Source organism: Staphylococcus sp. GDY8P57P (assembly GCF_017892585.1).
Lineage (GTDB): Bacteria > Bacillota > Bacilli > Staphylococcales > Staphylococcaceae > Staphylococcus > Staphylococcus borealis.
Genome location: NZ_JAESLK010000040.1, coordinates 140677 through 162677 on the forward strand (window position 1 = coordinate 140677; position 22001 = coordinate 162677).

Sequence of the window (22001 nt, forward strand, 5' to 3'; positions counted from 1 at the left end):
AAAGAGAATTTCATCAAGAAATTCTACAAACAAAGCAAGCTGGGAGTGGACGACGAATCTAAAAAGAATTCTGTCCCACTCCCAAGTTAGTGAAATACGCTCTATTACGTATTATTAAATTCATTAACATATAAATATAGCTTGGATTGAGTGTCCCAGCTAAGCATATTTTGAGGAAAAAGTCTTACAACCACAGTGTGTTGCATTTAATATCCTTCATCTAATTTATGAATTCGACCTTTACGATACATAGATTTAGCTACATAACCGAATGGTACGTTGAAAATTGTCGAAATTAGTTTTAATAAATACGTTGTTATAAATATTTCAAATACAACCATATTTGGTAAAGTACCTGCAAAAGCAATTGTAACGAACAGTGCTGTATCAATAATTGAACTTAACATTGTGCTTCCGTATGCACGTATGATAAACGTCTTATCTGAACTAAATATTTTCTTAATAGCAGAAAAGATGAATACATCAACATGTTGTCCAATTATATACGCAATAATTGAACCTAATGCAATTCTAGGAACTAAATCAAAAATCGTTGAGAGTGATTTTTGAGCCATATCCTCAGGTGCTGGTATAAAATGAAGAGACATTTGCATCACAATGATCATGACCAACGTGGATGAAAAGCCTAACCACACAGCTCTTTTAGCAACTTTGCGCCCATATATATCATTTAAAATATCTGTTGCTAAATAAATTGACGCAAACATCACATTACCTAAAGTAGCAGATATGCCAAAAATATGAACTGTTTTTATTACTTGAATATTAGCAATAATAGTTCCAATTGCAACCCAGGCAATTAAACCTTGTTTACCAAAACATCGGAACATTACCACCATTAAAATAAATGTAACAAGAAACGATGCTACACCAAAAATCTCATTATACATAAAAATCCTCCTAAATTTTGATGATGCGGGTGTTTAGAAACCGCAAAAACAACTTATTTATTTTATAGCAATTTATTGGCAATTGCAATAACCATAATCACTTACATAATCATTTATCAATTATTAAATCGATTATTTCAAAATAACTCCAAATTAAGTTATACTTGTTCCATGCTTATAATAAAGTAATACTGTGCTTAAGGAGTGACGGTTATACTTACACATTCCGAAAAAAATGCAATTGATAAAATTGATGAATTAATGAACACTTATTGTGATAAATGCTTACTAAAAACACATATAAGAAAAACAGAAGGTAAAACACAGGCACACCATTTCTGTATTTCCGAGTGTTCAATTGGTAAACAAATCAAACAATTAGGAAATGAACTTCAATAGGAGGTAAGGACTATGCATATCGTTTCAATCGAAGAAACACCAAATCATAACACTATGAAAATAAATTTAAGTGAAAAGAGAGAAGATAATAAATCTAATACATTTACTTCTGCACAAGAAGGGCAACCGGATTTTATAAATAACTTATTTGAAATTGACGGTGTAAAATCAATATTTTATGTTATGGATTTTATTTCTGTTGATAAAGAAGCCAATGCAGATTGGAATAATGTACTACCACAAATTCAATCTACTTTTGAATAAAGCTTTATAAGGGGACATGTAGTTATGGAAATTGTACGAGTAGAGCCAACACCAAGTCCTAATACAATGAAAATCGTCTTGTCTGAAAAGAGGGAAGACAATAAATCTAATACATTTACACAAATAGATGAGCATCAACCTCAATTTATTAATGATTTATTAGCAATCGATGATGTCAAATCTATTTTCTACGTAATGGACTTCTTAGCTATCGATAAACAACCGAAATCTGATTGGGAAGTGGTCTTACCTCAAATCACTTCAACATTAAATAACGAATCATCTATTGATAGTGTTCAACAACCTGATGAACATTATGGTGAAATTAAAGCTGAGGCACTTATGTTTAAAGGCATCCCTTATCAAATTAAACTGACTACCGCTTCAGAAGAACGTCGCGAACAAATGCCAAACCATTTCGTTGATAGAATGTTAAAGACACAAAAAGACGGTGACAATGTTGTATTCTTACGTAAGTGGGAAGATCTTGGTATTAGATATGGTGAATTAGATGACGTTATGCATGAAGTATATGAAGAAATGATTGCACTATACCCAATTGAAAGGTTAGACGCGCTCGTTCAAACTGCATTAGAAACGGATATTGTAGTACCACAACAACAGTATCATCATGTTACTGTTAACGAATTTAAAGCAGCGTCTGATTGGAAAGATAAATTAAGAATGCTTAAAGCATTTCCATCACCAACAGTCGAAGATATAGATTTATTAGACCTAGCTTTACAAGAAGAAAAGGCACCATTAAGACGACAAGCCATTGTATTAATCGGCATGATTGAAGATAAAGAAATCCTTCCATATTTATATAAAGGCTTACATGATAAAAGCCCAGCAGTTAGACGCACCGCTGGAGATTGTTTAAGTGATTTAGGGTTTAAAGAGGCATTACCAGAAATGGAACAAGCTTTAAATGACCCACAAAAAATAGTCCGTTGGAGAGCGGCAATGTTTTTATTTGATGAAGGTGGACCAGAGCAGTTATCAAGTTTAAAATCACACGCCGACGATTCTGCCTATGAAGTTAAACTTCAAATAGAAATGGCAATTTCTAGAATTGAAAAAGGCGATGAAGCGTTAGGCTCTGTATGGAAACAAATTGCAAATCGCAATAAGTCATAAATTTCAAGAAAAACTAAAATAGGAGTGGAAATAATGAATCCTTATGAACAATATATGAAAGAATTAGCTCAACAAATGCGAGCTGAACTTACTGAAAATGGTTTTAAAAGTTTAGAAACAAGTGAAGATGTATCAAATTATATGAATAGTGTTAATGAAGAAGATACAACATTTGTAGTAATTAACTCTACATGTGGTTGTGCTGCTGGTTTAGCTAGACCCGCAGCTGTTGCAGTAGCTGAACAAAATGATAAAAAACCGACAAACAAAATCACAGTATTTGCTGGTCAAGACAAAGAAGCAACTCAAACAATGCGTGACTACATCCAACAAGTGCCTTCTAGTCCATCATATGCATTATTCAAAGGGACAGAATTAAAGCGTTTTATTCCTAGAGAGCATATTGAAGGCCGTGACATTCAAGATATCTGTATGGATATTAAAGATGCATTTGATGAAAATTGTTAAGAAACCTATTTGAGTTTTTAGTCAATGCTAAATGCTTAAATTCACTATAAACTTGTTAAACAATTAACCATTTTGACTCTACAGCTTAGAAATTTCAAATCACTACTAAATGGCATTATCTATGAATACGTATTCATTAAAGATTGACTTACCAATCCCAAATATAAAATTAATAGTTAATTTTATATTTGGGATTTTTTTATTTTAATTTTATAAGTACGTATTATCTAGTATAATAATTAGTAATATAAACAATTCTAGGAGATGAACAAGATGTTAAATTCATTTGATTCAGCCTACCATGCTCTATGTGAAGAAATATTGGAAATTGGCAATCAACGTGATGATCGTACGCATACAGGTACTATATCTAAGTTTGGTCATCAATTACGTTTTGATTTGACCAAAGGTTTTCCATTACTTACAACGAAGAAAGTATCGTTTAAACTTATAGCTACTGAATTACTATGGTTTATTAAAGGCGATACAAATATACAATATTTATTAAAATATAATAATAACATTTGGAATGAGTGGGCATTTGAGAAATACGTACAATCAAATGATTACCACGGACCTGATATGACTAATTTTGGACATAGGGCGCTCCAAGACGAGGACTTTAATAAACAATACAAAGAAGAAATGTCTAAATTCAAACAACGTATATTAAATGACGATGCATTCGCTAAAAAGTACGGAGATTTAGGTAACGTTTATGGTAAACAATGGCGAGATTGGGTAGATAAAGAAGGTAATCATTTCGATCAACTTAAAACAGTAATTGATCAAATAAAGCATAATCCAAATTCTCGACGCCATATTGTTTCAGCATGGAATCCTACAGAAATTGATAGCATGGCCCTGCCACCATGTCATACGATGTTCCAATTTTATGTTCAAGATGGTAAGTTAAGCTGTCAATTGTATCAACGTAGTGCAGATATCTTCTTAGGTGTACCGTTTAATATCGCGAGCTATGCATTATTGACACATTTAATAGCAAAAGAATGTAATCTAGATGTAGGAGAATTTGTTCATACATTTGGTGATGCTCATATTTATTCTAATCATATTGAAGCAATTCAAACACAATTATCTAGAGATAGTTTTGAGCCACCAACCCTAAAAATCAATTCTGATGCTTCAATTTTTGAAATCAATTATGAAGATTTGGAGTTAGTTGGATATAACGCACATCCTGCTATTAAAGCACCTATAGCAGTGTGATAAACAAAAGTACTAATTTAATCTAAATAAATTATAGATACGGAGGGGAATTATGACTTTATCCATTTTAGTTGCACACGATCAACAACGCGTCATAGGCTATAAGAATGATTTACCATGGCATTTGCCTAATGATCTGAAACACGTAAAAAAACTATCAACTGGAAATACATTGGTAATGGGAAGAAGAACCTTTGAGTCAATTGGTAAACCGCTTCCTAACAGAAGAAATGTCGTTTTAACGAGTGATACATCTTTTAACGTCGAAGGTGTAGATGTGATTCATTCTATTGACGATATTTACAACTTAAAAGGTCATATTTTTATCTTTGGCGGTCAATCATTATTTGAAGAAATGATTGATAAAGTAGATGATATGTACATTACAGTAGTCGATGGTAAACACCAAGGTGACACATTTTTCCCACCTTATACATTTGAAGAATGGGAAGTAGAATCATCAGTAGAAGGAGAACTAGATGATAAAAACAGAATTCCACATACATTTCTACACTTAGTACGTAAACATTAAATTAAATTGATTAACCGGAGGCACTTATGACTAAACAAATTATCGTGACTGATTCTACATCAGATTTATCACATGACTATTTAAATCAACATAATATCCACGTTGTACCTTTAAGCTTAACGATTGATGGTAAATCATTTGTCGATCAAATTGACATTTCATCTGAGGCATATATCCAACGCATTGAAGAAAATGCAGATGTTAAAACAAGTCAACCACCAATCGGTAAATTTATTGAATTATATGAAGAACTTGGTAAAGAAGATGTTGAAATTTTTAGTATTCATATGTCATCAGGTCTAAGTGGAACATATCAAACTGCTCTTCAAGCCAGTGATATGGTCGACACTAAAGTAACCGTGATTGATTCTAAATCCATTTCATATGGACTGGGATACCAAATTCAACGTCTTGTTGAACTCATAAATACTAATCTTTCACCAAATGAAATTGTTGATAAACTTAAAGAACTACAAAAAAACATCAAGCTTTTTGTTGTTATTGGACAGTTAAATCAATTAATCAAAGGTGGACGCATAAGTAAGACTAAAGGGTTGATTGGTAATATTATGAAAATCAAACCTATCGGTACATTAGAAGATGGGTATTTGGAAATTGTGCATAATGCACGAACACAAAATTCAAGCATACAATATTTAAAAAAAGAAATTTCAGAATTTATTGATAAACATAAAATTAAATCTATTGGTGTTGCTCACGCTAACGTACTTGATTTTGTTGACAAACTTAAAACACAGTTTGACGAAGCATTTGGGCAGCAAACATATGATGTAAATGTAACTACGCCAGTTATATCAACGCACACTGGTCAAGGTGCAATTGGTTTGGTTGTTGTTCGTGAACCAAACTAAACACGTATTTTATTACTTGCTTCCTATTTATATTAAATAAATAAAAGTATCGTTGTGAGTAGATTACTTTAAATTAACAAAGTTATATCGTAAATTTAATAAATGACAGAGGAGGTAATAATATGGCATATGCAACATTAGCTGGAGGATGTTTCTGGTGTATGGTTAAACCCTTTACATCATATCCAGGAATTGAGGATGTCGTATCTGGATATAGTGGAGGACATGTTGAAAATCCTACGTATGAACAAGTTTGCACTAATCAAACTGGTCATAGAGAAGCCGTGCAAATTCAATTTAATTCTGACATTACGTCCTTTGAAAATATCTTAGATGTGTATTTTAAAACATTTGACCCAACAGATGCTGGTGGTCAATTTTTCGATAGAGGCGAAAGTTATGAACCAGCTATCTTTTATCACGATGATGAACAAAAGAAAGCAGCAGAACTTAAAATTCAACAACTGAACGAGGAAGGCATTTTTAAAAAACCGGTTATAACACCAATTCTTCCTTATAAGAATTTTTATCCTGCAGAAGCATATCATCAAGATTATTATAAGAAGAATCCTGCACACTATGAGCAATACCAACGTGGATCAGGAAGAAAATCATTCATCGAAACACATTGGGGGTCTCAAAATGATTAAAAAAGATAAGCATGAACTAAATGACATGGAATATCTTGTTACTCAAGAAAATGGTACTGAACCTCCATTTCAAAATGAATATTGGAATCATTTTGAAAAGGGGATTTATGTAGATAAAATTTCAGGCAAACCATTATTTACTTCTGAAGAAAAGTTTGAATCTAACTGTGGTTGGCCAAGTTTTTCGAAAGCGCTTGATGATGATGAAATCATTGAACTGGTTGATAAAACATTCGGCATGGTTAGAACTGAAGTTAGGTCAGAAGAAGCTAATAGCCACTTAGGACATGTATTTAATGACGGTCCTAAAGAAAGTGGTGGATTACGCTATTGTATTAATTCAGCAGCAATTCAATTTATCCCTTATGATAAATTAGAAGCGCTAGGCTACGGTGATTTAATTCCACATTTTGAAAAATAGGAGTGACTAATAATGTTTAAAAAATTATTCGGTAAAGGTAAAGAAGTTAATAAAGAAATTGAAATTTATGCACCATTAACTGGTGAATATATCAATATTGAGGATATCCCAGATCCAGTTTTTGCACAAAAAATGATGGGTGAAGGATTTGGTATTAACCCAACTGAAGGAGAAGTAGTTTCACCAATCGAAGGTAAAGTTGATAATGTATTCCCTACAAAACACGCAATTGGTCTTAAAGCAGATAACGGTTTAGAAATTTTAGTTCATATTGGATTAGATACAGTTCAATTAGATGGGCAAGGTTTCGAAATCCTAGTAAGTAGCGGTGATACTGTACAAGTTGGTGACCCTTTACTTAAATTTGATTTAGAATATATTAAAAATAATGCGAAAGATGTCATTTCACCAATTATTATTACAAATTCAGATCAAACTGAATCAATTCATGTTAATGATGTTAAAGCAGTGATTAAAGGTGAAACTAAAGTCGTAGATGTGACAATGAGCTAATGAAAGAACATTCTTTTTATCAATTTGCGCTAACAGCTAGAGGTCGTAAAGATAGCAAAGGAGATTTAGCTGAAGAAATATTTAATGATTTATCTTTTCCTAAACATGAAAAAGATTTCAATCAATTATCTGATTATATCGAAATGCAAAGTGATATAACATTACCGATGTCAGTATTTGATGATTTATATGAAGAATATACAGAATGGCTGAAATTCTAAATTTTAAATAGTCAATCCAAGTATATATAATTTTATATTTTGCATTGTACATTCGCATTAGTTGACTGAATGAAATGTGTATTTGAAACAAGGTATTAATTCCAGTTAACCTTGCCGGGGTGGAACTCTGAATTCACAACGAATTCTGTTCCACTCCTTTATCATTTTTATGTGTAAATAGCTATCTGTTTTCTAATAAGTTGCGTTTATGTTTAAATAACGACATACTTATATTATCTTTTTAGATGAAATTAATATAAATACATACGATGTTATACGAGGAAGTGGTTTTATGAGTCATCATTCTGAGGAGAGACACAATCATGTTGATGCCAAACAAGATATTGATAAATCTTCAAATAAGAAAATTCGATTTAAAACTTGGCAATTCATATTACTTATATTAGGAATTATAATATTAACGGCTGGAATAACAGTTGCCGCTACAATAGGTATTAGTCACAAAATAAGTGGATTAAATAAAGATGAACGCCAAGAAATGAAGAAAATCGAGTATGCCTACAAGACACTTAATAATGATTATTATAAGAAACAAAGTGCTAGCGATTTATCTGAAGCCGCTATTGATGGCATGGTAAAAGAACTCAAAGATCCATACTCTGAGTACATGACTAAAGATGAGACGAAAAGTTTCAATGAGGATGTTTCAGGTGACTTTGTAGGAATTGGCGCTGAAATGCAGAAAAAAGATAAACAAATCATGATTACTAGCCCAATGAAAGATTCACCTGCCGAAAAAGCCGGTATACAACCTAAAGATGTTGTAACTAAAGTGAATGGAAAATCGGTTGTAGGTAAGCCATTAGACCAAGTAGTTAAATTAGTTCGAGGTAAAGAAGGAACAACCGTCAAATTAACGATCAAACGTGGTTCACAAGAGAAAGATATTAATATTAAGCGTGGAAAAATTCATGTAAAAAGCGTGGAGTATAAGAAAAAAGGCCATATCGGTGTCTTTACAATTAATAAATTCCAAGATAATACTGCTGGAGAACTCAAGTCAGCAATCATAAAAGCACATAAAGACGGTGTGCGCAATATTGTATTAGATTTAAGAAATAATCCTGGTGGTTTACTTGATGAAGCAGTTAAAATGGCGAATATCTTTATTGATAAAAATCAAACGGTTGTCAAACTTGAAAAAGGTGACGATACTGAATCAATTAAAACGTCGAATGATGCTACAAAAGAAGCGAAAGACATGAAAGTCAGTATTTTAGTAAATGAGGGCTCTGCAAGTGCTTCTGAAGTCTTTACAGGTGCTATGAGAGACCACCATAAAGCAAAAGTTTACGGTTCAAAAACATTTGGTAAGGGAATAGTACAAACAACTCGTGAATTCAAAGATGGTTCATTATTGAAATATACTCAAATGAAATGGTTAACACCTGATGGTCATTATATTCACGGTAAAGGTATCCAACCTGATACTAAAATTGCATCACCTAAATATCAATCTATCAGTGTCATTCCTACTGATAAAACATATACTATGGGTGATAACACCAAATATGTAAAATCAATTAAAATTGGCTTAGACGCATTAGATTATGACGTTGGCGATGAATCAAATCAATTTGATACGCAATTAGAAACAGCTATAAAATCATTCCAATCAGACCACCAATTACAAGTGAATGGTAAATTTGATAAAGAAACCAACGAGAAATTCACACAATTATTAGTTGAAAAAGCTAATAAAGAAGATAAAGTATTAGATGATTTAATAAACAAACTAAAATAAAGAGGTGTTTTTAAAACAATGATTAGGTTAGGTAAATTACAAGATATTTCACAAATAGAGGCATTAGTTGAGGAAGCTAAAGCATTAATGAAAGAATTTAATAATAATCAATGGGATGATAAATACCCAGTGTCAGAACATTTTGAAGAGGATATCAAAGCTGAAACACTATATGTTTTAGAAGAAAATGATACAATTTATGGCTTTATCGTGGTCGACCAACAACAATCAGAATGGTATGATGATTTAGAATGGCCAATCGAACGTCAAGGCGCCTATGTCATTCATAGACTTGCTGGCTCACAACAATACAAAGGTGCAGCTACAGCATTATTTGATTTTGCTGTAAAGTTAGCTGAAGATCATAATATCCATGTTATATTAACAGACACGTTTGCTTTAAATAAGCCAGCGCAAGGATTATTTGAAAAATTTGGTTTCATCAAAGTCGGTGAAGCAGAAATTGACTATCATCCATTTGATAGAGGTGCACCATTCTATGCATATTATAAAAATATTTAAGAATAGAGGTTAATTACTATGTCTAAAATAGCATTTACCGGTGGCGGTACTGTTGGACATGTTTCGGTCAATCTAAGTTTAATTCCAACAGCTACTGATAAAGGACACGACTCATTTTATATTGGTTCTAAAACAGGTATTGAACGTGAAATGATTGAATCACAGTTACCTAATATTAAATATTATCCAATATCTAGCGGTAAATTACGTCGATATTTATCAGTCGATAACGCGAAAGACGTATTCAAAGTTTTAAAAGGGATAATTGATGCACGTAAAGTATTAAAAAAAGAAAAGCCAGACTTGCTATTTTCTAAAGGAGGATTTGTATCCGTTCCTGTAGTCATAGCAGCACGCTCATTGAATATACCAACGATTATCCATGAATCAGATCTAACACCTGGTTTAGCTAATAAAATTTCATTAAAATTTGCTAAAAAAATCTATACTACGTTTGAAGATACTTTGAAGTACTTGCCTAAAGAAAAAGCAGACTTCGTAGGCGCTACGATTCGCCAAGACTTAAAAGAGGGTAATCAAGCACGAGGCTATCAATTAACCGGTTTCGATGATTCTAAAAAAGTATTACTTGTTATGGGCGGTAGTTTAGGTAGTAAAAAACTAAATCAAGCTATCCGTGAAAATTTAGAAGCCTTGCTTCAAGATTATCAAATCATTCATTTAACTGGACATGGATTAGTAGATAATAGTATCGATGCTAAAGGCTATGTTCAATATGAATTTGTAAAAGAAACGTTAACGGATTTACTAGCTATTACAGACACTGTCGTGAGTCGTGCAGGATCTAACGCAATTTATGAGTTCTTAACATTGCGTATTCCTATGTTATTGATACCATTAGGACTTGATCAATCTCGTGGGGATCAAATCGATAACGCAAAGAATTTCGAATCTAAAGGCTATGGTAGAACGATTCCTGAAGACCAGCTTACACAAGTTAAATTATTGGAACAACTTAAAGATATTGAGCATAATCGAGAATCGATTGTGAAACAAATGGAGACATACAACGAAAGTTATACCAAAGAGGATTTATTTAATAAAATTCTACAAGACGCTTTATAAACTCAGGAGGTGTAGACAATGAATCATGCAAAACGTATTACCTTATTAATCGTTTTTACATTAATATTTGGTATCATTGCATCCTTCCATGAGTCTAGATTGGGTAGATGGATTGATACAGAAGTGTATGAATTTATTTACTCATCCGAAAGTTTTATCACTACCTCAATCCTTTTGGGGGCCACGAAAATTGGAGAAGTATGGGCCATGGTATGCCTTTCATTGATGCTTGTCGCTTACTTAATGTTAAAACGTTTTAAAATCGAAGCACTGTTCTTCGTGATTGTCATGTCACTATCTAGTATATTAAATCCATTATTAAAAAATATCTTTGACCGTGAGCGTCCAACGTTATTGCGACTAATAGATATATCAGGATTTAGTTTTCCTAGTGGTCATGCTATGGGCTCAACATCATTCTTTGGTAGTGCAATGTTCATAGCAAATCGACAAGCAAATGGCAATAATAAAGGTATTATTATCGGATTATGTGCACTATTTATTCTTCTTATTTCTATTTCAAGAGTATATCTAGGCGTGCATTATCCTACTGATGTCATTGCTGGCATAATTGGTGGTGCTTTCTGTATCGTCCTTTCAACTTTAATACTTAAAAACCACTTATATCCAACCATTTAAACAAGAGGCTGGGACAAAAAATAATATAATGAAGCTATTTTGCAAATTCGCAGTAGCTGACTGAACTGAGAAGGCGCTTAAATCAAGCTTTTCTCAGTTCTAGTCACCCTTGCGGGCGGGGCCCCAACAAAGAGAATTTCACTAAGAAATTCTACAAGCAAAGCAAGTTGGGAGTCGGGGCCCCAACACAAAAAATCACGAAAGTGATTTTACAAGCAAAGCAAGTTGGGAGTGGGACAACGAATTTAAAAAGAATTCTGTCCCACTCCCTTCTATTTTAAAGTCATATGAATACAGTATTCATGAATATAATCACGCCTTTGAAATTTAAATATATCATTCTCAACACTACATATAAAAAAAGCAGTGAACCTCGGCATTAGATTCACTGCTTTTTATTAAAACGTTTAAAGTAAGTTTGAAACTTTAACGTTAATCTTTTACGGGCATATAAAAGGGGAATAACTTGAAAATGACCAATCCTTTAAGAACGAAATATATGTGGGGGGAATTGTCTTATTCGGTATTGATAATCATTTTCAAATACTATTATACATTATTGATAATCATTGTCAATTATAATTGCGAAAAATTCTCAATTAAATTTGAGTATCTATTTACAATTTCAATCATTTATCTAATTTCAATCTCTGATGTGATAAAATGTAGGTTATGTTATGATAAAGTGCATTTGACTTAGTTCGAGCCAAAATGATTAATTTGATGATGAACTAGCAAATTTACAATAGATGACTGACTTTAGAAAGTATTTTAATTAAACTTTTCTCAATACTAGTCATTCTTGTGACGACTTCCCATCAAAGCGCATTTCTAGATGAGCAATGCAAGTTGGAAATCAGAACATTAGCATTTAGAATTCTGTCACGCTCACTTTTAAAACTAAGATTAATGCATCTAAAAAGAGGTGGAAATAAAAATGACCAACATTCTTATTGTTGAAGATGAACAGAACTTAGCTCGCTTCTTAGAACTAGAATTAACGCACGATAATTATAGTGTAGATATAGAATATGAAGGGCAATCAGGACTTGATAAAGCGTTAAGTAACAATTATGACTTAATCATATTAGACTTAATGTTACCAAATATAAATGGTTTAGAAATATGTCGTCGTGTGAGACAGGAACAATCAACACCAATCATTATTATTACAGCGAAGAGTGATACATATGATAAAGTGACTGGCTTAGATTATGGTGCTGATGATTATATTGTAAAGCCCTTTGAAATTGAAGAACTCTTTGCACGTATTCGAGCAGTATTACGCCGTCAACCTCAGAAAGATATTATTGATATTAATGGTATTAAAATAGATGTTGATGCGTTTAAAGTTACAATTAATGGCGAACAGTTAGATTTCACTAAGACTGAATACGATTTACTCTATTTGTTAGCAACTAACCGAAATCGTGTGTTACAAAGAGAGCAAATTTTAGATCATGTTTGGGGCTATGATAGTGAAGTCGAAACAAATGTCGTAGATGTCTATATTCGATATTTACGAAACAAACTTAAACCTTTTGATAAAGAAAAAACAATTGAAACCGTTCGCGGTGTCGGGTATGTGATTAGATGATTAAAAAAGGTACGTTAAAATATAAATGGATGATAATTACAACACTGATAATGTTTAGTACCATTATTCTTTTTTGTTTAGTTATCATATTCTTTTTAAAAGACACTTTAAGAGATGGAGAAATAGATGAAGCTGAATACAGTTCTAGTGATATCGTTAATTTAGTTGAATCTCGGTCAATGGATGACATCACAACGTTAGATTTGTCTGCTACTTTAGAGAACTTTGAAAAAGCGATTATTTACGACCGTAATGGTAAACAATTGATGCAATCTTCGAATGAAAATATGATTAATTTCAAACCTGAAGTGGACTTTGTTAATCCTGAAACAATTCAAATTACAAAGCATCATGGCGTGCCATATTTAATCATAACTGAGCCAATACATAGTGACCGTTTTGAAGGTTACAGTGTTTTAATACATTCACTTGAAGGCTACAACAATGTTGTTCGGTCATTGTATTTTGTGGCAATCGCATTTGGCTTATTAGCAACAATCATCATGGCAGGTATTAGTTATATCTTTTCAACGCAATTAACGAAGCCTTTAGTAACAATGTCAAATAAGATGATTCAAATACGTCGTGATGGCTTTCAAAATAAACTTGAGCTTAAGACAAACTATGAGGAAACTGATAATTTAATTGATACCTTTAATGATATGATGTATCAAATTGAAGAATCTTTTAATCAACAACGCCAATTTGTTGAAGATGCTTCTCATGAATTACGTACACCGCTTCAAATCATTCAAGGTCATTTAAATTTAATTCAACGTTGGGGCAAAAAAGATCCGGCCGTCCTTGAAGAATCTTTGAATATTTCACTTGAAGAAATGAACCGAATAACAAAACTAGTAGAAGAATTATTGTTACTAACTAAAGATAAAGTGAACAATCAAGCTTTAGAGTTTGAAGAAGTAAACATCAATGAGGAAATACGCTCACGTATTAAATCTTTAAAACAATTGCATCCAGATTATGAATTTGAAACACATTTGTCCAAGAAGCCATTAACATTACAAATCAACCGTCATCAATTTGAACAACTGTTACTGATTTTTATAGATAATGCGATGAAGTATGATAAAGATAATAAGCAAATCGAAATAGCGACGCAATTAAGAAATAAACAAATCAGTATTGAAATTACAGACCATGGCCTCGGCATTCCTAAAGAAGATCAAGAATTTATTTTTGACCGTTTTTATAGAGTGGATAAATCGCGAGCGAGAAGCCAAGGTGGTAATGGACTAGGTCTTTCAATTGCTGAGAAGATTGTTCAGCAGTATGGTGGTTACATTACGGTTGATAGTGAAGTAAACGAATACACAACGTTCAAAATTATATTCAAATAACGACATTAATTCAAAAGCCTGGGACAAGTACGATGTCTCAGGCTACAAATACATATTGGCAGTAGTTGACTGAGTTAAACATGCACTTACAACAACCATTTTTTAATTTTAGCCCACCTTGCCAGCGAAGCGCCCCAGCAAAGAGAATTTCATCAAGAAATTCTAAAAGCTAAGCAAGCCGGGAGAGGATCAGAAATCAATTTTCAAAACTTTATTTCTGATCCTCTCCCTTTTTCTTCTTGATCATCTATCTACACTAAGATTAACCAAACCTCATGTTCCAATTTCAATTCTACTTTTTTATCGTTTTCTCGTTAATCTTTACTTATAATTAGATAAATTTAGCGTACCTATTTTAGTTATTTTGTTTTTTCCATAATATTCTGTTAATGGACTTTATCAATGCTAGAAATAGTGCTATTATTGACCTGTAAGCGGTTTAACTATTTTGTGGAGGGTAATATTATGGCAAAGGATAACAAGGATGTTACAGAAGCTCCTGTAAACTTTGGCGCTAATCTAGGTCTAATGTTAGATTTATATGATGATTACTTACAAGACCCAAGTTCGGTTCCAGATGATTTACAAGTGCTTTTCAGCACAATAAAAAACGGCGAAGCTCACGTTGAAGCTAAGTCTACCACTGAAGGGAGTGGTTCATCAGCAGGCGACGGCACAATTAAACGTATTATGCGTTTAATTGATAATATTAGACAATACGGTCACCTTAAAGCTGATATTTACCCTGTTAACGCTCCAGAAAGAACCAATCTTCCTAAGTTAGAAATTGAAGAATTTAACTTAGATAAAGAAACATTGGAGAATGTCTCAGCAGATATCGTATCTGATCATTTCAAAGATATTTATGATAATGCATACGAGGCAATTCAACGAATGGAGAAACGTTATAAAGGGCCAATTGCTTTTGAATATAATCATATTAATAACAATAAAGAACGCACGTGGTTAAAACGTCGTATCGAAACACCTTATAGAGCGAACATCAATAATGACGAAAGAAAGCAATTATTCGATACTTTAGCGCATGTTGAAGGCTTTGAGAAGTATCTGCACAAAAACTTTGTTGGTGCTAAACGATTCTCAATTGAAGGTGTCGATACATTAGTACCAATGTTACAACATACATTAAAGCGTGCAGCTGAAGTTGACATTAATAACATTCAAATTGGTATGGCACACAGAGGTCGTTTAAATGTTTTAACTCACGTACTTGAAAAACCATACGAAATGATGATTTCTGAATTTATGCACACAGACCCAATGAAATTCTTACCTGAAGACGGCAGCCTTGAATTAACTGCTGGTTGGACAGGAGATGTAAAGTATCATTTAGGTGGTGTGAAGACAACTTCATCATACGGTATTGAACAACGTATTTCATTAGCTAATAACCCAAGTCACTTGGAAATCGTTGCGCCAGTTGTAATTGGTAAGACACGTGCATCACAAGATGATACACACCATGCTGGTAAACCAACAACAGACTTCCATAAAGGTATGCCTATTATTATACATGGGGATGCAGCATACCCAGGACAAGGTATTAACTTTGAAACAATGAATTTAAGTAACCTAAATGGTTATTCAACTGGTGGTGCATTACATATCATCACTAATAATAAAATTGGATTTACAACAGAACCAGTGGATGGTCGTTCAACAACGTATTCTACTGATATTGCAAAAGGGTATGATGTACCGATTTTGCATGTAAACGCAGACGATGTAGAAGCAACAATTGAAGCTATTGATATTGCAATGGAATTCCGCAAAGAATTTCATAAAGATTTTGTCATTGATTTAGTTGGTTATCGTCGATACGGGCATAATGAAATGGATGAACCTTCAATTACAAATCCACTTCCATACCAAAACATTCGCAAACATGATTCTGTTGAAATCATCTATGGTAATCAATTGGTAGCGGATGGCGTTATTTCTAAGGAACAAATGGATGACGTTATGGATAAAGTTCAAAAAGAAATGCGTGCTGCCCAAGATAAGATTGATAAATCAGATAAAATGGATAATCCAGATATGGAGAAACCTGAATCATTACTAGAACCATTGCAAAGTGATGATAAAGATTTCTCAATAGATCATCTCAAAGAAATCAATGATGCTATGCTTTCATATCCTGAAGATTTCCACATACTAAAAAAACTTAATAAAGTACTTGAAAAACGTCGAGAACCTTTTGAAAAAGAAAATGGTTTAGTTGATTGGGCTCAAGCAGAGCAACTTGCTTTTGCAACCATCGTTCAAGATGGCATTTCAGTTCGCCTAACTGGACAAGATAGTGAACGTGGTACATTCAGTCATAGACATGCTGTGCTACATGATGAAGAAAATGGTGATACTTATACTCCGTTGCATCATGTACCTAATCAAAAAGCGACATTTGAAGTGCACAACAGCCCATTATCTGAAGCTGCCGTGGTTGGTTTCGAGTATGGTTATAATGTTGAGAATAAAAATAGTATGAATATTTGGGAAGCGCAGTATGGAGACTTCTCAAATATGGCTCAAATGATGTTTGATAATTTCATGTCATCAGCTCGTGCGAAGTGGGGAGAACGAAGTGGCTTAACACTATTCTTACCGCACGCATTTGAAGGTCAAGGCCCTGAACACTCTTCAGCACGTTTAGAAAGATTTTTACAATTAGCTGCAGAGAATAACAGTACGGTCGTTAACTTATCAAGTTCAAGCAACTATTTCCATCTATTACGAGCACAAGCTAAAAGTTTGGGCACTGAAGCGATGAGACCTCTAATTGTAATGTCTCCGAAAAGTTTATTAAGAAATAAAACAGTGGCTAAGCCTATTGATCAATTCACTACAGGTGGCTTCAAACCAATTATTGTTGAGGATGGAAATAAAGACAAAGTGACTAAACTCGTACTAGCTTCAGGTAAAATGTTTATTGATTTAAAAGAACATTTAGCTAAAAATCCTGACGATTCAATTTTACTAGTTGCAGTTGAACGTTTATATCCATTCCCTGAAGGGGAAATTAAAGAAGTATTAAATGAATTACCAAATCTTGAGACTGTATCTTGGGTTCAAGAAGAACCTAAAAACCAAGGGGCTTGGTTGTTTGTTTATCCTTACTTAAAATCACTTGTAGGTAACCAATATAATTTAAGTTATCATGGTAGAATACAACGTGCAGCACCAGCTGAAGGTGATGGAGAAATTCATAAGCTTGTTCAAAATCAAATCATTGAAAGTAGCATTGAAAAATAACTAGGGGGAAATATTATGCCAGAGGTAAAAGTTCCAGAATTAGCAGAATCTATAACAGAGGGTACCATTGCAGAATGGTTAAAAAATGTGGGAGATAGCGTTGAAAAAGGCGAAGCTATTTTAGAATTAGAAACAGATAAAGTTAACGTTGAAGTAGTTTCTGAAGAAGAAGGTGTGCTTCAAGAACAGTTAGCTTCAGAAGGCGATACAGTAGAAGTTGGTCAAGTCATCGCTACGGTTGGTGAAGGTAGTGGAAATCCAACAGCAAGTAAATCAGAGCCGTCAGACGACGCTCAATCTAATAGTTCAGATGATAGCGGTAAGAAAGACGCACAACCAACTGAACCACAATCTAATAAAGAAGAGGAACCATCATCTTCTAACAATCAACGTATTAATGCGACACCATCAGCACGTCGTCATGCACGTGAAAATGGCGTGGATTTAAGTACTGTTTCTGGAAAAGGAAATGATGTTGTTCGTAAAGATGATGTTGAAAATAGCCAAAAATCAACTCAATCACAACCTTCTCAAGAAGCTAGCAAAAAAGAAGCACCTAAAAAAGCTTCAAGTGCGCCTAATAAACCAGTAATTAGAGAAAAAATGTCACGTAGAAAGAAAACAGCTGCTAAAAAATTATTAGAAGTATCTAATAATACAGCTATGCTAACGACGTTTAATGAAGTTGACATGACAAACGTAATGGAATTACGTAAGCGTAAAAAAGAACAATTTATTAAAGATCATGATGGTACAAAATTAGGATTCATGTCATTCTTCACTAAAGCCGCTGTCGCAGCATTGAAGAAATATCCAGAAGTAAATGCTGAAATTGATGGCGATGATATGATTACTAAACAATATTATGATATTGGTGTCGCTGTTTCTACTGATGATGGTCTATTAGTTCCATTCGTACGAGACTGTGATAAGAAAAACTTTGCAGAACTTGAAAGAGCGATTGCTGACCTAGCAGTTAAAGCGCGCGAGAAAAAACTCGGCCTAGATGATATGGTCAATGGTTCATTTACAATCACTAATGGTGGTGTATTTGGATCAATGATGAGCACACCTATTATCAACGGTAATCAAGCAGCAATTCTTGGTATGCACTCTATTATTACTCGACCAATTGCAATCGATAAAGATACTATTGAAAATAGACCTATGATGTACATTGCTTTAAGTTATGACCACAGAATTATTGATGGTAAAGAAGCAGTAGGATTCTTAAAAACGATAAAAGAATTGATCGAAAGCCCTGAAGACCTACTATTAGAAAGCTAATCATAACGGAAAATAACCTCAAACTAATATTGATAAGGCTGGGGCATCATTCCTAGCTAAATAAAGGCTGAGACATAAATAATATAATAATGCTATTTTGCAAATTCGCAGTAGCTGACTGAACTGAGAAGGCGCTTTAATCAAGCTTTTCTCAGTTCTAGTCATCCTTGCGGGAGTGGGACAACGAATTTAAAAAGAATTCTGTCCCACTCCCTTGTTTATTTACGATACTTCCTATTGGTAGCTCGCTAGTCCAATTTTCTATGTTTGAAAACTGTCTATTCGATATTTTCTATGTTGGGCCTCACACTAAACTCCGTTTCATGATCCATTTTAGAACTACTTAAGCCGGGTTAACCATTTTACAAAATTCACAGTAGCTGACTGTACTGAAAAGGCATTTGAACATACAACAACCTTAGAATCACTCATTATTAATAAGCAGTCGAAACTATGTTAATTTGTATCTTTAGGCTGTGTAAGTATGGCGTTAAATGGTAAATACTTCTGCTCACATATTTATCACACTCAAACTGCAAAATGTTGCGAATACAAATATAACCATGTAAAACGAACTATCGCAAAAATTTGAACAAACTAATATAACGATAATATTCCACTATAAATAGCCCCCCCTTCCTATTTGTCAAAGGATAGGGGAGTAGTTATATCTTTGTTTTATAGGATATTAAAATTATTTTATAAACAAACTTCAATAGAGTTTATATTTATGTAATACGTTTTTTGTACTTCTTAGAATTCGCCAATGCTTTATGTAGTTCATGATATAAATCGTATTTAAAATGCGTTATAATGAATAGGAAAAGACAAATATTAGGGGTGTCATTGCATGAGTGGACTTAGAAGTGTCACATTAGGGACAAGTGATCTTTCTAAAACAAACAAATTATTTAAAGATATTTTAGGACTTAATGTAGCAACTAAAAATAAAGCTTTACGTTTTGGTGATGCAGATTTAAGTCCAGGTACACGAATTCACTTTGTTGAAGTGCCAAATCCTGAATACCAAAACCAACATATCGCTAGTGTTGGTTTAAGAACACCATCTGATTCAGGTTTAGAAGAGTATCAAACCATTTTGAAAGATAATGATATTGAATTTGGTGAAGTAACTGAGTTAAATGGAAATAAACATTTTAGCTTCGAGGATAATAACGACCAAATTTTTGACATTTATTCAAATGAACTCAATACTGGCGTAGGTTTAGGTACACCTACTTTTGAAAGTACAGTAAACCCACTTCATCAAATCCAGGGTTTAGGACCTATCATTATTAAAGTTAATGAATTACCGGTTACCGCTTCTATCCTGACAAATGTGTTTAACCTAACGCATTATGCAGAATATGAATCGTCAGCTATTCCTGAAACAATGATTCAAGTGTTTCAAATTGGAGAAGGCGGTTTAGGTGGCGAAATTCATTTATATCAACCTAAAGATCCTATTGAACTTAAAGAAGAAGGTATTGTTGAACAAGTTGAGTTTAGTGCAAACTCTCAAGAGGCATTCGCACATGCGCAAAAGGAATTAGATGATATTGGAATTCCTTATCAAACGTTAGATCAAGGCGATGCTCAGTCATTACGCATTACCGAGAATAGTGGCATCTCGTTTATTTACACATTAGAAAAGTAATACAAAGACAATATGGAGGATTTAAATTTATGGCTATGTTACATGAAACTTGGAAAACACGTACACCAATTAAAAAGGTAGAAGTTATCAATACTGATGCAAAAAAATTCACAGTATCTGATATGTTAACAGTTGGTAAACAATATGATGTGATTAATGAAACCGAAGAATACTATCAAATTATTGATAATTTTGGTTTAGTTGGTGGTTATTACAAATCATATTTTAAAGAAATTTAGTATAAATCGTTATGTATGTTCATGATTAAATTAAGACTTAGGGGTTAACTTTGGATTTTAGATGATGTATAGGTTGTGCTAAACAATACATTACTTTCATCCAATTTAATCTCTTAGTCTATTTTTCATTTTAAAGAAGGAGCGTAAGTAATCAAAATGATTAAAAATCAATATATCAATTCAGATGAGTCAGTATTCAATGATGCTAAAGCTTTATTTAGTTTAAATAAGAACATTTTACTAAAAGGACCTACAGGATCGGGTAAAACAAAATTAGCCGAAACACTTAGTGCTACTGTAGATACACCAATGCATCAAGTTAACTGTTCTGTAGATTTAGATGCTGAAAGTTTACTCGGATTCAAAACAATTAAAACTAATGATCAAGGGCAACAAGAAATTGTGTTTATCGATGGTCCCGTTATTAAAGCCATGCGTGAAGGTCATATTCTTTATATCGATGAAATTAATATGGCTAAACCTGAAACATTGCCAATTCTCAATGGTGTGCTAGATTATCGACGTCAACTTACTAATCCATTTACTGGTGAAGTGATTAAAGCTGCGCCTGGATTCAATGTCATCGCCGCAATTAACGAAGGGTATGTAGGTACACTTCCTATGAATGAAGCCCTAAAAAACCGTTTTGTCGTCATTCAAGTAGATTACATTGATGGTGATATACTTAAGGACGTTATTAAACAGCAAAGCCAACTTCAAGATGATGCAATTATTGAGCAAATCATTAAATTTAATGAAGATTTGCGCACCATGTCTAAACAGGGACAAATTTCTGAAGAAGCAGCAAGTATTAGGGCATTAATTGACTTAAGTGATTTAATTACTGTCATGCCAATCGAACGTGCGATTCAACGTACGATTATTGATAAATTAGAAGATGAGCGTGAACAACAAGCAATCAAAAATGCGATTGAATTAAACTTTTAGAGAGGGATTATT

22 protein-coding genes and 2 pseudogenes are annotated in these 22001 nt (G+C 33.3%); 23 read left to right on the forward strand and 1 reads right to left on the reverse strand.

Annotated features, from left to right (window positions below; translation table 11 throughout):
• Positions 1-206: 206 nt before the first annotated feature.
• Positions 207-911 carry a queuosine precursor transporter gene (locus KA878_RS12375; RefSeq protein ID WP_070855625.1) on the reverse strand — a complete coding sequence of 235 codons (705 nt, stop codon included), beginning with the start codon at positions 909-911 and terminating at the stop codon, positions 207-209.
• Between the two features lie 204 nt (positions 912-1115).
• Between KA878_RS12375 and KA878_RS12380 the strand changes: the two genes are divergently transcribed.
• From KA878_RS12380 to KA878_RS12485, 23 genes and pseudogenes are all read left to right on the forward strand, one after another.
• Positions 1116-1310 carry a zinc-finger domain-containing protein gene (locus tag KA878_RS12380; RefSeq protein ID WP_075108495.1) on the forward strand — a complete coding sequence of 65 codons (195 nt, stop codon included), beginning with the start codon at positions 1116-1118 and terminating at the stop codon, positions 1308-1310.
• Between the two features lie 12 nt (positions 1311-1322).
• Positions 1323-1574, forward strand: coding sequence for a NifU N-terminal domain-containing protein (locus KA878_RS12385; RefSeq protein ID WP_053030822.1), 252 nt, complete (start codon positions 1323-1325; stop codon positions 1572-1574).
• Between the two features lie 24 nt (positions 1575-1598).
• Positions 1599-2714 carry a conserved virulence factor C family protein gene (locus KA878_RS12390; RefSeq protein WP_193839338.1) on the forward strand — a complete coding sequence of 372 codons (1116 nt, stop codon included), beginning with the start codon at positions 1599-1601 and terminating at the stop codon, positions 2712-2714.
• A 33-nt stretch (positions 2715-2747) separates the two neighbouring features.
• Entirely contained in the window at positions 2748-3182 is a 435-nt protein-coding gene (gene brxA / locus KA878_RS12395; RefSeq protein WP_193839339.1) for a bacilliredoxin BrxA, read from the forward strand.
• Between the two features lie 273 nt (positions 3183-3455).
• Positions 3456-4412, forward strand: a complete 957-nt coding sequence (locus tag KA878_RS12400) for a thymidylate synthase (protein WP_075108493.1) — start codon at positions 3456-3458, stop codon at positions 4410-4412.
• A gap of 52 nt (positions 4413-4464) precedes the next feature.
• Entirely contained in the window at positions 4465-4944 is a 480-nt protein-coding gene (locus KA878_RS12405; protein ID WP_193839340.1) for a dihydrofolate reductase, read from the forward strand.
• 26 nt (positions 4945-4970) lie between these two features.
• The gene (fakB2, locus tag KA878_RS12410) at positions 4971-5816 is read left to right on the forward strand and encodes a fatty acid kinase binding subunit FakB2 (RefSeq protein ID WP_075108492.1); all 846 of its coding nucleotides are present in this window, start codon (positions 4971-4973) and stop codon (positions 5814-5816) included.
• A 122-nt stretch (positions 5817-5938) separates the two neighbouring features.
• Positions 5939-6466 (forward strand): peptide-methionine (S)-S-oxide reductase MsrA, encoded by a 528-nt coding sequence (gene msrA, locus KA878_RS12415; protein WP_193839341.1) that lies wholly within the window; start codon positions 5939-5941, stop codon positions 6464-6466.
• Positions 6459-6887, forward strand: coding sequence for a peptide-methionine (R)-S-oxide reductase MsrB (gene msrB, locus KA878_RS12420; protein ID WP_053030843.1), 429 nt, complete (start codon positions 6459-6461; stop codon positions 6885-6887). The genes msrA and msrB overlap by 8 nt, the downstream gene beginning before the upstream one ends.
• A gap of 12 nt (positions 6888-6899) precedes the next feature.
• Complete coding sequence (locus tag KA878_RS12425) at positions 6900-7400, forward strand: PTS sugar transporter subunit IIA (protein ID WP_075108490.1); 501 nt, start codon at positions 6900-6902, stop codon at positions 7398-7400.
• Positions 7400-7621, forward strand: a complete 222-nt coding sequence (locus tag KA878_RS12430) for a YozE family protein (RefSeq protein ID WP_053030848.1) — start codon at positions 7400-7402, stop codon at positions 7619-7621. The genes KA878_RS12425 and KA878_RS12430 overlap by 1 nt, the downstream gene beginning before the upstream one ends.
• Positions 7622-7913: 292 nt before the next feature.
• Positions 7914-9386, forward strand: a complete 1473-nt coding sequence (locus KA878_RS12435; RefSeq protein ID WP_193839342.1) for a S41 family peptidase — start codon at positions 7914-7916, stop codon at positions 9384-9386.
• An 18-nt stretch (positions 9387-9404) separates the two neighbouring features.
• Positions 9405-9908: a GNAT family N-acetyltransferase gene (locus KA878_RS12440; RefSeq protein WP_053030854.1), complete on the forward strand. Its 504-nt coding sequence runs from the start codon at positions 9405-9407 to the stop codon at positions 9906-9908.
• An 18-nt stretch (positions 9909-9926) separates the two neighbouring features.
• Complete coding sequence (locus KA878_RS12445; RefSeq protein ID WP_193839343.1) at positions 9927-10994, forward strand: undecaprenyldiphospho-muramoylpentapeptide beta-N-acetylglucosaminyltransferase; 1068 nt, start codon at positions 9927-9929, stop codon at positions 10992-10994.
• Between the two features lie 18 nt (positions 10995-11012).
• Positions 11013-11633 carry a phosphatase PAP2 family protein gene (locus tag KA878_RS12450; protein ID WP_193839344.1) on the forward strand — a complete coding sequence of 207 codons (621 nt, stop codon included), beginning with the start codon at positions 11013-11015 and terminating at the stop codon, positions 11631-11633.
• 472 nt (positions 11634-12105) lie between these two features.
• A pseudogene (locus tag KA878_RS14415) lies at positions 12106-12212 on the forward strand (hypothetical protein); the annotation flags it as partial.
• 358 nt (positions 12213-12570) lie between these two features.
• Positions 12571-13230, forward strand: a complete 660-nt coding sequence (locus KA878_RS12455; RefSeq protein ID WP_053030862.1) for a response regulator transcription factor — start codon at positions 12571-12573, stop codon at positions 13228-13230.
• Positions 13227-14588, forward strand: a complete 1362-nt coding sequence (locus tag KA878_RS12460) for a HAMP domain-containing sensor histidine kinase (RefSeq protein WP_193839345.1) — start codon at positions 13227-13229, stop codon at positions 14586-14588. The genes KA878_RS12455 and KA878_RS12460 overlap by 4 nt, the downstream gene beginning before the upstream one ends.
• A 465-nt stretch (positions 14589-15053) precedes the next feature.
• Positions 15054-17862 (forward strand): annotated as a pseudogene (locus KA878_RS12465) (2-oxoglutarate dehydrogenase E1 component).
• Between the two features lie 11 nt (positions 17863-17873).
• Positions 17874-19145, forward strand: a complete 1272-nt coding sequence (gene sucB, locus KA878_RS12470) for a dihydrolipoyllysine-residue succinyltransferase (RefSeq protein ID WP_193839347.1) — start codon at positions 17874-17876, stop codon at positions 19143-19145.
• 850 nt (positions 19146-19995) lie between these two features.
• Positions 19996-20802, forward strand: coding sequence for a VOC family protein (locus KA878_RS12475; protein WP_075108483.1), 807 nt, complete (start codon positions 19996-19998; stop codon positions 20800-20802).
• Between the two features lie 35 nt (positions 20803-20837).
• On the forward strand, positions 20838-21041 hold the full coding sequence (locus KA878_RS12480) for a DUF6501 family protein (RefSeq protein ID WP_193839903.1): 204 nt from the start codon (positions 20838-20840) through the stop codon (positions 21039-21041).
• Between the two features lie 156 nt (positions 21042-21197).
• Complete coding sequence (locus KA878_RS12485; protein WP_053030879.1) at positions 21198-21989, forward strand: ATP-binding protein; 792 nt, start codon at positions 21198-21200, stop codon at positions 21987-21989.
• Positions 21990-22001 lie beyond the last annotated feature (12 nt).

Excerpts from the sequence above, each read along its gene's own strand:
- KA878_RS12375 (WP_070855625.1), bottom strand. The coding sequence starts at position 911 with ATGTATAATGAGATTTTTGGTGTAGCATCGTTTCTTGTTACATTTATT.
- KA878_RS12385 (WP_053030822.1), top strand. The coding sequence starts at position 1,323 with ATGCATATCGTTTCAATCGAAGAAACACCAAATCATAACACTATGAAA.
- KA878_RS12390 (WP_193839338.1), top strand. The coding sequence starts at position 1,599 with ATGGAAATTGTACGAGTAGAGCCAACACCAAGTCCTAATACAATGAAA.
- brxA (WP_193839339.1), top strand. The coding sequence starts at position 2,748 with ATGAATCCTTATGAACAATATATGAAAGAATTAGCTCAACAAATGCGA.
- KA878_RS12400 (WP_075108493.1), top strand. The coding sequence starts at position 3,456 with ATGTTAAATTCATTTGATTCAGCCTACCATGCTCTATGTGAAGAAATA.
- KA878_RS12405 (WP_193839340.1), top strand. The coding sequence starts at position 4,465 with ATGACTTTATCCATTTTAGTTGCACACGATCAACAACGCGTCATAGGC.
- fakB2 (WP_075108492.1), top strand. The coding sequence starts at position 4,971 with ATGACTAAACAAATTATCGTGACTGATTCTACATCAGATTTATCACAT.
- msrA (WP_193839341.1), top strand. The coding sequence starts at position 5,939 with ATGGCATATGCAACATTAGCTGGAGGATGTTTCTGGTGTATGGTTAAA.
- msrB (WP_053030843.1), top strand. The coding sequence starts at position 6,459 with ATGATTAAAAAAGATAAGCATGAACTAAATGACATGGAATATCTTGTT.
- KA878_RS12425 (WP_075108490.1), top strand. The coding sequence starts at position 6,900 with ATGTTTAAAAAATTATTCGGTAAAGGTAAAGAAGTTAATAAAGAAATT.
- KA878_RS12430 (WP_053030848.1), top strand. The coding sequence starts at position 7,400 with ATGAAAGAACATTCTTTTTATCAATTTGCGCTAACAGCTAGAGGTCGT.
- KA878_RS12435 (WP_193839342.1), top strand. The coding sequence starts at position 7,914 with ATGAGTCATCATTCTGAGGAGAGACACAATCATGTTGATGCCAAACAA.
- KA878_RS12440 (WP_053030854.1), top strand. The coding sequence starts at position 9,405 with ATGATTAGGTTAGGTAAATTACAAGATATTTCACAAATAGAGGCATTA.
- KA878_RS12445 (WP_193839343.1), top strand. The coding sequence starts at position 9,927 with ATGTCTAAAATAGCATTTACCGGTGGCGGTACTGTTGGACATGTTTCG.
- KA878_RS12450 (WP_193839344.1), top strand. The coding sequence starts at position 11,013 with ATGAATCATGCAAAACGTATTACCTTATTAATCGTTTTTACATTAATA.
- KA878_RS12455 (WP_053030862.1), top strand. The coding sequence starts at position 12,571 with ATGACCAACATTCTTATTGTTGAAGATGAACAGAACTTAGCTCGCTTC.
- KA878_RS12460 (WP_193839345.1), top strand. The coding sequence starts at position 13,227 with ATGATTAAAAAAGGTACGTTAAAATATAAATGGATGATAATTACAACA.
- sucB (WP_193839347.1), top strand. The coding sequence starts at position 17,874 with ATGCCAGAGGTAAAAGTTCCAGAATTAGCAGAATCTATAACAGAGGGT.
- KA878_RS12475 (WP_075108483.1), top strand. The coding sequence starts at position 19,996 with ATGAGTGGACTTAGAAGTGTCACATTAGGGACAAGTGATCTTTCTAAA.
- KA878_RS12480 (WP_193839903.1), top strand. The coding sequence starts at position 20,838 with ATGTTACATGAAACTTGGAAAACACGTACACCAATTAAAAAGGTAGAA.
- KA878_RS12485 (WP_053030879.1), top strand. The coding sequence starts at position 21,198 with ATGATTAAAAATCAATATATCAATTCAGATGAGTCAGTATTCAATGAT.